A 13,157-nucleotide genomic window follows, 5' to 3' on the forward strand; every position below is an offset into this window, starting at 1 on the left:
GAGTCCGTCATGCGTCGTTTGCTGCTCGCTTTGCCGTTTGCCCTGTTGCCGCTGGCCGCTGCTCATGCGGTGGATGAGCACGATCACGATCATGAGCACGGCAGCCTCGGCGCCCATGAGCATGGTGTGGGTCGCCTGAATGCCGCGCTCGATGGTCAGACCCTGGAGCTGGAGCTGGAAAGCCCGGCGATGAATCTGGTGGGTTTTGAACACGCCGCGACGTCGGATGCCGACAAGGCCAAAGTCGCTGCCGCTCGGGCGCAGCTGGAAAAACCATTGGCCCTGTTCAGCCTGCCCGCTGCGGCCGGCTGCAAGGTGGTCAGCCAGGAACTGGAAAGCCCGCTGTTCGGCGACAAGCCGGACGCCGACGATCACGACGAAGATGAAGCGGACAAGGACGGTCACGAGCATCACCACGACCACAGCGAAATCCACGCGCATTACCAATTCAGCTGCGCCACACCGGGCGCGCTGAGCACGCTGAACCTGACGAACGTCTTCAAGACCTTCCCGGCAACGCAGAAGATTCAGGTACAACTGATCAGCGCGACCGGCCAGCAAGGTACCGAAGTGACGGCCAAGTCAGCTGCGCTGAAATTCTAGGATCCACCGAAATCCCCTGTGGGAGCGAGCCTGCTCGCGAAGGCGGCGTGTCAGTTGACAGGTGGGTGTCTGACCCAGCGCTTTCGCGAGCAGGCTCGCTCCCACAGGGTTATGTGTTCACTTCATGAAAATCGGTGCCATGACCCAAGCACTCATCGAACTTTCCGACCTTGGCTTCAACTGGCCCGGTCACCCGCCGCTGCTGGACATCCCGGCGTTTCGTCTGGAAGCCGGCGAAACCCTGTTTCTCAAAGGCCCCAGCGGCAGCGGCAAGACCACCCTGCTCGGCCTGCTTGGCGGGGTGCAGAAGCCCAATCGCGGCAGCATTCGCCTGCTCGGCCAGGAGCTGACCGAGCTTTCTGCCGGCAAGCGCGATACGTTTCGTGTCGATCACACTGGCTACATTTTCCAGCAATTCAACCTGCTGCCGTTTCTCTCGGTGCGCGAGAACGTTGAGTTGCCGTGTCATTTTTCAAAACTGCGTGCGCAACGGGCGAAACAGCGCCACGGCAGCGTCGATCAAGCCGCCGCCACGTTGCTCGCGCACTTGGGTCTGAAAGACGAAAGCATCCTCAGCCGCCGCGCCGACTCGCTGTCGATCGGCCAGCAACAACGGGTCGCCGCCGCACGCGCGTTGATCGGCCAACCGGAGCTGGTGATCGCCGACGAACCGACCTCGGCGCTGGATTACGACGCCCGCGAAAACTTCATTCGCCTGCTGTTTGCCGAGTGCCGCGAGGCCGGATCGAGTCTGTTGTTCGTCAGCCATGACCAGAGCCTGGCGCCGCTGTTCGACCGTCATCTGTCCCTGGCCGAACTCAATCGCGCCGCCACGTCCGCCGAGGTCTGAGATGTATCTGTTTCGTCTGGCCATGGCCAGCCTGGCCAACCGCCGTTTCACCGCATTGCTCACCGCCTTTGCCATTGCTCTTTCGGTGTGCCTGCTGCTCGCCGTCGAGCGCGTGCGCACCGAAGCCAAGGCCAGTTTCGCCAGCACCATCAGCGGTACTGACCTGATCGTCGGCGCTCGTTCGGGGTCGGTAAACCTGCTGCTGTATTCGGTGTTCCGCATCGGCAACGCTACTAACAACATCCGTTGGGACAGCTTTGAACACTTCGCCAACAACCCGAAAGTGAAGTGGGCAATCCCCATGTCCCTGGGCGATTCCCATCGCGGCTATCGCGTGATGGGCACCACCGAAGCCTATTTCGAGCACTACCAGTACGGGCGCCAGCAACACCTGGCGCTGGCCGACGGTCGCGCGTTTGCCACCGATCCTTTCGAAGTGGTGCTCGGTGCCGAAGTCGCCGAAGCGCTGCACTACAAGCTCGGCGACAAACTGGTACTGGCCCACGGCGTGGCGGCGATCAGCCTGGTCAAACACGACGACAAACCCTTCACCGTGGTCGGCATCCTCCAGCGCACCGGCACCCCGGTGGACCGCACGCTGCACATCAGCCTCGGCGGCATGGAGGCGATCCACATCGACTGGCACAACGGCGTGCCGGCGCGCGGCAACGGCAGGATCAGCGCTGATCAGGCGCGCAATATGGACCTGACGCCACAAGCGATCACCGCGTTCATGCTCGGCCTCAACAGCAAGATTTCCACCTTTGCCTTGCAGCGCGAGATCAACGAATACCGTGGCGAACCGATGCTGGCGATCCTGCCGGGCGTGGCCTTGCAGGAATTGTGGAGCCTGATGAGTACGGCCGAGAAAGCCTTGTTCGTGGTCTCGCTGTTCGTTGTGCTGACCGGGTTGATCGGCATGCTCACGGCGATTCTCACCAGCCTCAACGAACGTCGCCGCGAGATGGCGATTCTGCGTTCGGTGGGCGCGCGGCCGTGGCACATCGCAAGCCTGCTGGTGCTGGAAGCCTTTGCGTTGGCGCTGACTGGAGTCATCGCCGGACTGGCATTGCTATACATCGGCATCGCCGCTGCGCAAGGTTACGTGCAGGCCAATTACGGTTTATACCTGCCGCTGGCATGGCCGAGCGAGTATGAATGGACGCTGCTCGGTGGCATTCTGGCGGCCGCGCTGCTGATGGGCAGCGTGCCGGCCTGGCGCGCGTATCGCCAATCATTGGCCGATGGCCTGTCGATCCGTTTATGAGGATGTTCACCATGCCCCGCGCCCTGCTTGCGCTGCTGATGCTGGTCGCCCTGCCCGTGTGGGCGGCGGCGCCGAAAGACCTGACCTGGTCGGAAATGATCCCGCCGGACGCCGCGCCGGAAGTGCCGAACATGACCCCGCTGCACGACCTGTCGAAGATGGGCGACGCACTCTCTGCCGAGTCCGCGCCGGCGGCCAAGCAGGACATGCCCAACGCTCCGGTAGTGAAAAGCCTCGACGGGCAGAACATTCGCCTGCCGGGTTACATCGTGCCGCTGGAAGTCAGCGAAGAGGGGCGCACCACGGACTTCTTGCTGGTGCCATATTTCGGCGCCTGCATCCACGTCCCGCCACCGCCGTCGAACCAGATCGTCCACGTGAAAAGCGAACTGGGCGTGAAGCTTGATGAGCTGTATCAGCCGTACTGGGTCGAAGGACCGTTGCAGGTGAAAGCCTCAAGCAGTGAGCTGGCCGATGCCGGGTATCAGATGGAGGCGGAGAAGATTTATGCGTATGAACTGCCGGAGTAATTCCCGGTAATTTTGTATTGGCTGGTCTATCGTCTTCGCGAGCAGGCTCGCTCCCACAGGTGATCACATTCCAAGGTGGGAGCGAGCCTGCTCGCGAATAGGCCCTCAAAGGTTCCACAAAACCCCGCCCCTTCACTGTTTCATTGAGCTGAGTCAAAACACCGTATCAGACGGCTTCGTACCCTAGGACATCGAATTTTTATGTCCTTTCGGAGCCCCCATGAACAAGTCCTTGCTCAGCGCCTCGCTGTTTGCCCTCGCGCTCGCAGCCCCGCTCGCCCACGCCCACGAAGCCGGTGACATTCTCGTGCGCGCCGGCGCGATCACCGTCAACCCGAAGGCCGACAGCTCCAGCGTCAAGGTCGATCAGGGTCCGCTGAGCGGCACCAATCTGGGCGGCAAGGCGACCATGAGCAGCGACACCCAACTGGGTCTGAACTTCGCCTATATGCTCACCAACAACATCGGTATCGAGCTGCTGGCAGCCACGCCGTTCGAGCATGACGTCAAGCTCAAGGGCACCGCCCTGCCCGCCGCCAACGGCAAGCTCGGCACCCTGAAACACCTGCCGCCGACCCTCAGCGTCGTCTACTACCCGCTTGATTCGAAATCGCCTTTCCAGCCGTATGTCGGCGGTGGCATCAACTACACCTGGATTTACGACGAACACGTCGGCAGCGAAGCCAGCGCCAACGGCTTCAGCAACTTCAAGGCGAAAAACTCCTGGGGTCTGGCCTGGCAAGTCGGCGCCGACTACATGATCACCGACAACATCATGCTCAACGCCCAGGTGCGCTACATCGATATCGATACCCGCGCGACCGTCGAGAACAACGCCGTCGCGCCGGGCACCCGCGCACGAGTAAATGTGGATGTCGATCCGTTCATCTACATGGTCGGTTTGGGCTATAAGTTCTAAGCTGACTTTGACCGAACGTTCACGTGGTGGTGAATGAGGCTTGGTGGCGGGCAGGCACAGACCTGACGACGACCGTACGCAGTCGATCGGGAAATAACATTCCCTCGCCACAGGAATAGCGATATTCCGGCCGTGAAAAAGGCGCCTGTTGCAGGGCGCCTTTTTCATTTGGTGCTGAGTCATGTGGGGCGTTGGAGGCCCGGGCCCCTCACCCCAGCCCTCTCCCGGGGGAGAGGGAGCCGATTTGTGTGTTGTTCAAAACCTGAGTTCGACTGGGTATCGCAAGTCGGCGTACTTCTCACAAACACCTCAGTCAGTTCCCTCTCCCCCTGGGAGAGGGCTAGGGTGAGGGGCTTCTCAGGAGCGCCCGAGCAAGCGCGCCAAGCCCACACTCATCGGCGTCTGCGGCGGCATTTCGAAGCGCTGCAGCAAGCGTCGGTTATCCGCTCGCGAATGGCGGATATCACCCGAACGCGCCGGCCCGTAACTCACGGGCGGCAGTTCACCGACCACTGATTTCAACGCTTCGAGCATCTGCTTCAGGCTCATCGCCTGATTCCAGCCAACATTGACCGCGCCCTCCTGCACTTCAGGCTTTTCCAGCGCCTGCACCAGCAAATCGACCAGATCACCGACATAAAGAAAATCGCGGGTCTGCTCGCCATCGCCAAATACGGTGATCGGCAAACCTTTCGACGCACGTTCGCTGAAGATGCTGATCACCCCGGAATACGGCGAGGACGGATCCTGGCGGGGGCCGAAGATGTTGAAGAAGCGGAAAATCGCCGGTTCCAGGCCATGCTGGCGACGGTAGAAATCGAAGTACTGCTCACCGGCCAGTTTGTCCGAGGCATAGGGTGTCAGCGGCGCTTTCGGGGTGTCTTCATCAATCGACTCGCCCTCGCCATTGTTGCCGTACACCGCCGCGCTGGAGGCATACACCACGCGCTTGACCCCGGCCAGACGCATGGCTTCGCAGACATTCAGGGTGCCGATGAAATTGCTCTGGTGGGTTTTCACCGGATCGTCCACCGAGGCTTGCACCGAGGCCACGGCCGCCAGATGCGCGACGGCGCTGCAACCTTGCATGGCGCGGGCGACCAGGGCGGCATCGGCGACATCGCCCACTACCAGTTCAACCTTGGGATTGTCCAGCGGCAGGTTGCTGCGCTTGCCGGTCGACAGATCGTCAAGCACGCGTACCGCATAGCCCTTGGCGAGCAAGGCATCGGTCAGGTGCGAGCCGATGAAGCCGGCTCCGCCAGTGATTAAAACCGTTGCTTCAGCCATGTCGGTAAAACCTGTCCAGTAGACCCGGGAGCGCGGCACGCCAGGCGCGCGGCTTGATCCCGAAAGTGTGGAGAATTTTCTTGCAGGCCAGCACCGCGTGTTGCGGTTCTTCGGCGGCGTCCGGGCGCGCGGCGTGGGCCTGCGCGGTCGGTGCTTCGATCGCCAGCGGATGCAGGCTGCGTGCTTCGGTGAGAATCGCCTGGCCCAGCGCCAGCGGGGTGGTCGCTTCGTGGCCGGCGTAATGGTAAGTGCCCCACAGCGGCGCGGCGCAGTCGAGTTGCTTGAGCACGGAGATGATCACTCGAGCGGCGTCATCGACCGGAGTCGGATTGCCGCGCCGATCATCGGCCAGCAGCAACTCTTCGGGTTTTTCCGCGCGAGCGAGGAAGCGTCCGAGGGTGCCGTCCGGGCTGTCGTCGAGCAGCCAGCCGAAACGCAGCAGTACATGTTGCGGGCAGGTCGCGCGCACACTTTGCTCGATGCGCCACAAGGCCTGACCGCGCAGGCCCAGCGGCACCGGTTCGTCTTTTTCGCTGTAAGCGGTAGCACGTGAGCCGTCGAACACGCGATAGCTCGACGGCTGCACGAGGACAATGTTGTGGTGCTGGCACAGTTCGGCCAGACGCTCGATGGCGCGTTCCTGACCGGTCATGCGGCTTTCGCTGACGCTCTCGGCCTGGAACCAGTCGAAATAGTAGGCGAGGTTGATCAACGCATCGGGACGGGTGTCGTCGAGCAATTGGGTGAGGCTCGCGGCATCCCAGCCGTTTTCGGGCGGGCGGGGGGCGAGGAAACCGATGTCTTCTTCCGCACCGAGGCGAATCAGCGCCTGCCCAAGGGCATTTCCGCCGCCCAGTAACATAAGGCGCATTCGCATAGAGTCAGCAGGCCCAGTCTGATTGGAACGATGGCTTTAGCGACGGTTCTCGTGGAACCGTCGTCGATAATTGCCGGAATCGTTGCATTTTGCGGGTTTAGTGCGCAACCGTCATCCGTAAAGTGTAGATCCGCGAATTTGCGCCGTCCTGGCCGGCCCCTTCGCGAGCAGGCTCGCTCCCACAGGGGACCGCATTCCAAGGTGGGAGCGAGCCTGCTCGCGAAGGCGTCCGAACGGTACTTGCATCTTCCCGCCCCCGCCCGCATAACTCCAGTCATGAATCTGCCCCTCCCCGCCAACAGCGCGCTGGCAGGCTTTCACCCCGCCGTCAGCGCCTGGTTCAACAAGACTTTTCCGGCGGTCACCGCCGCTCAGGCCCGTGCGTGGCCGTTGATTCGCCAGCGTCGGTCGACGCTGATCGCCGCGCCCACTGGCTCGGGGAAAACCCTGACCGCGTTCCTCGCCGTGCTCGATGAGCTTGTCCATCGCGGTCTGGAACACCCCGACGGTCTGCCCGCCGAAACCCTGGTGGTCTATGTCTCGCCGTTGAAGGCACTGTCCAACGACATCCAGATCAACCTGCAGAATCCGCTCGCCGGCATTACCGCGCAATTGCGCGAGATGGGCCTGCCGGAGCTGACCATCACTACCGCCGTACGCACTGGCGACACGCCGCAAAAAGACCGCGCCGCGATGCGCAAGAGCGCGCCGCATATTCTGGTCACCACCCCGGAATCGCTGTACGTGCTGCTTGGCTCGGAATCCGGGCGCAGGATGCTCGGCACCACGCGCACGGTGATCATTGACGAAATCCACGCCATGGCCGCCGGCAAGCGCGGCAGTCATCTGTCCTTGAGCCTTGAACGGCTGCAAGCGTTGTGCGCCGAACCGCTGACCCGCATCGGCCTGTCCGCCACGCAGAAGCCGGTAGAAGCCGTGGCGCGGTTTCTGGTCGGTCACGATTGCCCCTGCGAAATCGTCGACATTGGCCACGCCCGCCCACGAGACCTGGGTATCGAAGTGCCGCCGGTGCCGTTGTCGGCAGTGATGGCCAACGATGTCTGGGAACTGGTGTACGAGCGCCTCGCCGAACTCGCTCGCGAGCACCGCACCACGCTGATTTTCGTCAACACCCGACGCCTTGCCGAACGCCTTAGCCGGCATCTGAGCGACCGCCTCGGCAAGCAGGCCGTGGCGGCGCACCACGGCAGCCTGGCCAAAGAGTTTCGCCTCGATGCGGAACAGCGCCTCAAACGCGGCGAGCTGCAAGTGCTGATCGCCACTGCATCACTGGAGCTGGGCATCGATATCGGTGAAGTCGACCTGGTCTGCCAGATCAGTTCACCGCGTTCGATTGCTGCGTTTCTGCAACGAGTCGGTCGCTCCGGACACCAGGTCGGCGGCACGCCCAAGGGCCGTTTGTTCGCCACCACCCGCGACGACCTGATCGAGTGCGCCGCCCTGCTCGACTGCGTGCGCCGGGGCGAGCTCGATACGCTGCACATTCCGGAAAAACCGCTGGATGTGCTGGCGCAGCAGATCATTGCCGAGGTCAGTTGCCAGGAATGGTCGGAGGACGCGTTGCTTGCGATGTTCCGCCGAGCCTGGCCCTATCGCGATCTCGACGAAAAACACTATCAGGCCCTGCTGAGCATGCTCGCCGAGGGCTACAACGGTCGCCAGGGCATCCGCAGCGCCTACCTGCACCGCGACGCCGTCAGTCGCACCTTGCGTGGCCGGCGGGGCGCGCAACTGACCGCCGTGACCAGTGGCGGCACCATCCCGGACAACGCCGACTACAGCGTATTGCTAGAACCCCAGGGCTTGAACATCGGCAGCGTCAACGAAGATTTCGCCGTGGAAAGTATCGCCGGCGACGTGTTCCAGCTCGGCAATACCTCGTACCGCATCCTGCGGGTAGAAAGCGGCAAGGTGCGGGTCGAGGATGCGCAGGGCATGCCGCCGACCATTCCGTTCTGGCTCGGCGAAGCGCCGGGGCGCAGTGATGAACTGTCGGCGGCCGTCGCGCGCCTGCAAGCGCAGTTGGACGAATTGCTCAGCGCCAGCCCCGGGATTCTGCAACCGGCGCTCGATTGGCTGACCGCCACACTCGGCCTCAACCTCGCCAGCGCCGAGCAACTGGTCGAATATCTGGCGCGCGCACGGCAAACCCTCGGCGCCCTGCCCTCGCAGGACACGCTGTTGATGGAACGGTTTTTCGACGAGTCCGGCGGCACCCAACTGATCATTCACACGCCGTTCGGCAGCCGCATCAACCGCGCCTGGGGCCTGGCCCTGCGCAAGCGTTTCTGCCGCACCTTCAACTTCGAGTTGCAGGCCGCCGCCAGCGAAGACGCGATCGTGCTGTCGCTGTCCACCAGTCACAGCTTCGAGCTCGACGAAGTCTGGCGTTACCTGCACAGCAACAGCGCCGAACACACCCTTATTCAAGCCGTGCTCGATGCGCCCTTGTTTGGCGTGCGCTGGCGCTGGAATGCCGGGGTGGCGCTGGCGTTGCCGCGCTTCACCGGCGGGCGCAAAGTCGCTCCGCAACTGCAACGGATGAAAAGCGAAGACCTGATCGCCAGTGTGTTTCCCGACCAGATCGCCTGCCTGGAAAACCTCGCCGGCGAGCGTGAAGTCCCCGAACATCCGCTGGTGGAACAGACCCTCGACGATTGCCTGCACGAAGCGATGGACAGCGAAGGCTGGCTGACCCTGCTGCGGCGCATGGAGCGTGGCGAGGTGCGCCTGATCGCCCGGGATTTACCTGCGCCGTCGCCGCTGGCGGCAGAAATTCTCAGCGCCCGACCCTACACGTTTCTCGACGACGCGCCGCTGGAGGAACGCCGCACGCAAGCGGTGATTAATCGACGCTGGAGCGATCCGCAATCGACCGATGATCTCGGCGCGCTCGATGCCGATGCGATCACCGCAGTGCGCGAAGAAGCCTGGCCGTCGCCCAATTCCATGGATGAAATGCACGAAGCGCTGATGAGCCTTGCCTGCATCAGTGACGCCGAAGCGCGCGCCAACGCGGGTTGGCCGGACTGGCTGCAAACGCTGATGGCCAGCGGCCGCGCCTGCCGGTTGCAGATCGACGCCGAGCATCAGTTGTGGCTGGCTCGCGAACGCTTGAGTTGCCTGCAGGCACTTTATCCACAAGCCACGCTGCTGACTGAAGCAGTCGCGCTGCCCGGGTTCGACGAAGCATGGACATTCGATGAGGCGCTGGTCGAAGTGATCCGCGCCCGCCTCGGTGCCTTTGGGCCGATCCCGTTGCCGGCCATCGCCGAGCCGCTGGCCCTGCCCGCCGCGCAAGTGAGTCAGGCCCTCGCCCGACTGGAGCGTGAAGGCTACGTCTTGCGCGGCCAGTTCACGCCGAACAGCGCGATTGAAGAATGGTGCGAACGCCATCTGCTGGCGCGCATCCATCGCTACACGGTCAAGCGCCTGCGCCGGGAAATCGAACCGGTGGCATTGCAGGACTTCATGCGTTTTCTGTTCGACTGGCAGCATCTGACGCCGGCCACCCAAGGTCAGGGCAGTGCGGTGCTGCCGGCGATTGTCGGCCAGTTCGAAGGCTACCCGGCGGCAGCTTCGGCGTGGGACAGCGACATCCTGCCGGCACGCCTCAAGGACTATTCGCCGAGCTGGCTGGATGAACTGTGCCGCAACGGCAAACTGGTGTGGACGCGCATCAGCGCGCGGCAGAAAGTCAGCGGCTCGGCATTGCGCAGTACACCGATTGTGCTGCTGCCGCGCAGTCAGGTGGGTTTGTGGAGTGCGTTGGCTGAGCAGACGCCAGTGAGCGAGTTATCGCCGAAAACACAGAAAGTCTTTGAGGCGCTGAGTCAGCATGGCGCGCTGTTTTTCGATGAGTTGATTCATGAAGCGCGCCTGCTGCGCAGCGAACTGGAAATCGCCTTGCAGGAACTGGTCGCCGCAGGTTTGGTGAACGCCGACAGCTTCGCCGGCCTGCGCGCGCTGATCACGCCGGCAAGCAAGCGCCAGCAGCGCAGTAGCCGACGCGGGCGCGGCGCGTTTATCGGCGGCATGGACGATGCCGGGCGCTGGGCATTGCTGCGCCGGGGTTCGTCAGCCGATGCCGCCGAGACACTCGAACACGTCGCCATGACCCTGCTGCGCCGCTACGGCGTGGTGTTCTGGCGCTTGCTCGAACGCGAAGCGGACTGGCTGCCGAGCTGGCGGGAATTGCTGCGCACCTTTCATCGTCTGGAGGCGCGGGGCGAGATTCGTGGCGGGCGGTTTGTCAGTGGTCTGGCTGGCGAGCAGTTTGCCTTGCCCGAAGCCATTCCCTTGCTGCGCGAAGTACGCCGCCGCCCGCAGGACGGCAGCCTGGTGGCGGTGTGTGGGGTTGATCCATTGAATCTGGCCGGAACGTTATTGCCCGGGGTGAAAGTGCCGGCGCTGGTGAGCAATCGGCTGGTGTATCGCGATGGGGTGCCGGTGGCCGCGGTGATTGCCGGCAAGCAGCAGGTTTGGGTAGAGCTGGATCCGATAGCCATGGGACAACTGCATGCCAAGCTGATCCGGCATTGAGAGTGTTCGCACCGGCGTCTTCGCGAGCAGGCTCGCTCCCACAGTCCAATCCCATTGCCCCTGTGGGAGCGAGCCTGCTCGCGAAAGCGCCGGCCCTGTCTCTACACAAACAGGCGTCAGGTCCGCGACTCCTGCGGTACCTCATCCGCAACCACCGCCCCCTCCTCCTGTCGCTTTGGCAACAGAACCTGCTGTGGATAAGTCTGCGCAAAATGCACATTGGGTGTGTTATCCACAAGCTTCTTCAAGCGCTGGTTGAACGCGCGGCTCACCGCATACTGCCCGCCGGACACCGTGCGAAATTGCGCCGTAAGCACCACGCCGTTGAGATCCATCTTGTCCACGCCAAACACATCCAGCGGCCCTTGCAGGTTGTACTTGAGGAACGGGTCTTCGCGGATCGAATCACCGGCCTCGCGAATCAGCTCAATGGCTTTGTCGACGTCGGTGTCGTAGGTGAACTGCACCGAGAAAAATGCGAAGGCGAACTGGCGTGATTGGTTGGTCACAGCCTTGATCTGGCCGAACGGCACCGAGTGCACAAAACCCTTGCCGTCGCGCAGGCGCAAGGTGCGAATGGTCAGGCCTTCCACCGTGCCAGCGTGGCCGGAATCGAGCACCACCCAGTCGCCGATCGACAGGGTGTCTTCGATGATGATGAACAACCCGGTGATGACGTCCTGCACCAGTTGCTGCGAACCGAAACCGATGGCCAGGCCGACCACCCCCGCACCAGCCAACAGAGGCGCAACGTTAATCCCCAGATTGGCCATGGTAGTAATCGCGCAGATCACCACGAGGATGATTTTGATCGCATTGCGCAACAACGGCAGGATGGTTTTCACCCGCGTGCTCGGCTGGCGTGCCGCGCGTTTGCTCAGCGGCGGTTTCAGTGCCTCCTGAATCGCCGTGTCGAGCACCACCCACAGCAGCCACGTCACCAGGAAGATCAGGCCGATGCTGCTCAAGGCGTTGCTGATCGCTCGACCGACGGTGCTGCTCTGGGCGAAATCGAGCAACGACACGCCCCAGATCCGCCCGAGAATATCGATGAACACAATCGCCATGACGATGCGCAGCAACGCATGCAACAGGCTGAGAAAGCGTTCCTTGTAGGCACTGCTGCGCTGGATCGCTTCGGCTTTGCGCGACTTGAACAGGTGCTGCAACACCGTGCTGAGAAACACCGTGGCGATCAGCAGCACGGTGGTGAACAAGGCACAGCGCAGGGCTTTCTGATTGTCCTCGCCGATGCCGATCAGGCTGACTGCCGAGACCAGCACCATCAGCACGATCGGCCAATACCACAGCCCGGAAAATATCCGCAGCGATTCCTGCAGCGACGGTTGTTTCAAACGCTGGGCCAGCGGGCGATTGCGGATCAGATGTGCCACCGGCCGACGCAGGCGAACCACCAGCAGACCGAAAATCACCGAGGCGATCAGCCCGGTGAACACGGCGATGCTGCTGGTGATATTGCCGCCCAATTGTCGGGCGATCTGCGGGCTGGTCAGGGCATCGCTGAGAGCGGCGAGAAAGCCGATCAGGAACAGCGGTCGCGGGCAGTATTCACGGATGATTCGCGCGGCGGCGCGCTTGTGCCCGACGTTGAACATCACCACCACGCACAACAACATCGACGTGGAGAAAATGCCACTGCTGGTGGCGTAGGCCAGACACAGCGCCAGCGCACGGCCCACCGAAGCTTGCAGAAAATGGCTGACATACAGCGTCAGCGGCAGGCAGATCAGCGCCGGCACGGTGAAAGGCAGCACGTAGCCGAGCAGATCCTGACTGCGCTGGCGGGTGCGCAACCAGCGGCCCTCACGCAGACGCTTTGCCAGCAGACTGCCGAGCACGGTGAGCAGGGCGAAACTGCCCAGCCACACTCCCGACAACGTGAGGAAATCCCCTGCCACGCTCCAGCCCGAGCGATTCGACGGTTGCTTGACCAGCCGATCGACCTCATCCGCCGCGCGGTCAGCACGCAGCCGCCAGGCATCGACCAGGTGTTCGTTGAGATCGAGTTTTTCCTGCACATCGTCGATGCTCGTACTGATCGCCCCGAGCAGACCGCCCTGCACCAACGGTTCCGGTTCGGCGGGTTTCTCTGCCGTGTCGGCGGCAGCCGGAACGCCCGGTAGCGCGACGGCTTGCGATGTGTTGACGCCCAAGCACAGCAGCGCTCCCAGCAGAATGGCGATCCTGAAATTGCGCAAAGCTCCGATCTCCCGTGGCTGACCCTGGTAAGGAACTGA

Annotated in this window: 9 protein-coding genes; 6 read left to right on the plus strand and 3 right to left on the minus strand. The window is 62.7% G+C overall.

All coding sequences use genetic code 11. The annotated features are described in order from the left end of the window. Positions 1-9 precede the first annotated feature (9 nt). The 5 genes from AB4O45_RS09905 (at position 10) to AB4O45_RS09925 (ending at position 4,169) form a co-directional block, all read left to right on the plus strand. Entirely contained in the window at positions 10-603 is a 594-nt protein-coding gene (locus AB4O45_RS09905; protein ID WP_150742337.1) for a DUF2796 domain-containing protein, read from the plus strand. Positions 604-742: 139 nt separating this feature from the next. Next, complete coding sequence (locus tag AB4O45_RS09910) at positions 743-1,453, plus strand: ABC transporter ATP-binding protein (protein ID WP_076567723.1); 711 nt, start codon at positions 743-745, stop codon at positions 1,451-1,453. Position 1,454: 1 nt separating this feature from the next. Continuing rightward, the gene (locus AB4O45_RS09915) at positions 1,455-2,720 is read left to right on the plus strand and encodes an ABC transporter permease (protein ID WP_071173729.1); all 1,266 of its coding nucleotides are present in this window, start codon (positions 1,455-1,457) and stop codon (positions 2,718-2,720) included. Positions 2,721-2,731: 11 nt separating this feature from the next. Next, a complete protein-coding gene (locus AB4O45_RS09920) occupies positions 2,732-3,250 on the plus strand; it encodes a DUF3299 domain-containing protein (protein WP_024014502.1) in 519 nt (172 codons plus the stop codon). 220 nt (positions 3,251-3,470) lie between these two features. Continuing rightward, positions 3,471-4,169: an OmpW/AlkL family protein gene (locus AB4O45_RS09925; RefSeq protein ID WP_042610632.1), complete on the plus strand. Its 699-nt coding sequence runs from the start codon at positions 3,471-3,473 to the stop codon at positions 4,167-4,169. A 357-nt stretch (positions 4,170-4,526) separates the two neighbouring features. Here the strand turns inward: AB4O45_RS09925 and AB4O45_RS09930 are convergent, their stop codons facing one another. Together AB4O45_RS09930 and AB4O45_RS09935 are read right to left on the minus strand one after the other, a co-directional pair. After that, complete coding sequence (locus AB4O45_RS09930; RefSeq protein WP_252868365.1) at positions 4,527-5,459, minus strand: NAD-dependent epimerase/dehydratase family protein; 933 nt, start codon at positions 5,457-5,459, stop codon at positions 4,527-4,529. Then, positions 5,452-6,336 carry a sugar nucleotide-binding protein gene (locus AB4O45_RS09935; protein WP_041477681.1) on the minus strand — a complete coding sequence of 295 codons (885 nt, stop codon included), beginning with the start codon at positions 6,334-6,336 and terminating at the stop codon, positions 5,452-5,454. The genes AB4O45_RS09930 and AB4O45_RS09935 overlap by 8 nt, the downstream gene beginning before the upstream one ends. A 276-nt stretch (positions 6,337-6,612) precedes the next feature. Here AB4O45_RS09935 and AB4O45_RS09940 point away from each other — a divergent pair, with 276 nt between their 5' ends. Beyond that, positions 6,613-10,899: a DEAD/DEAH box helicase gene (locus tag AB4O45_RS09940; RefSeq protein ID WP_460161360.1), complete on the plus strand. Its 4,287-nt coding sequence runs from the start codon at positions 6,613-6,615 to the stop codon at positions 10,897-10,899. A 116-nt stretch (positions 10,900-11,015) separates the two neighbouring features. Here the strand turns inward: AB4O45_RS09940 and AB4O45_RS09945 are convergent, their stop codons facing one another. After that, the gene (locus AB4O45_RS09945) at positions 11,016-13,118 is read right to left on the minus strand and encodes a mechanosensitive ion channel domain-containing protein (RefSeq protein ID WP_460161361.1); all 2,103 of its coding nucleotides are present in this window, start codon (positions 13,116-13,118) and stop codon (positions 11,016-11,018) included. Between the last annotated feature and the right edge of the window lie 39 nt (positions 13,119-13,157).

The sequence above is a fragment of the Pseudomonas sp. S2_B10 genome, from assembly GCF_054668425.1.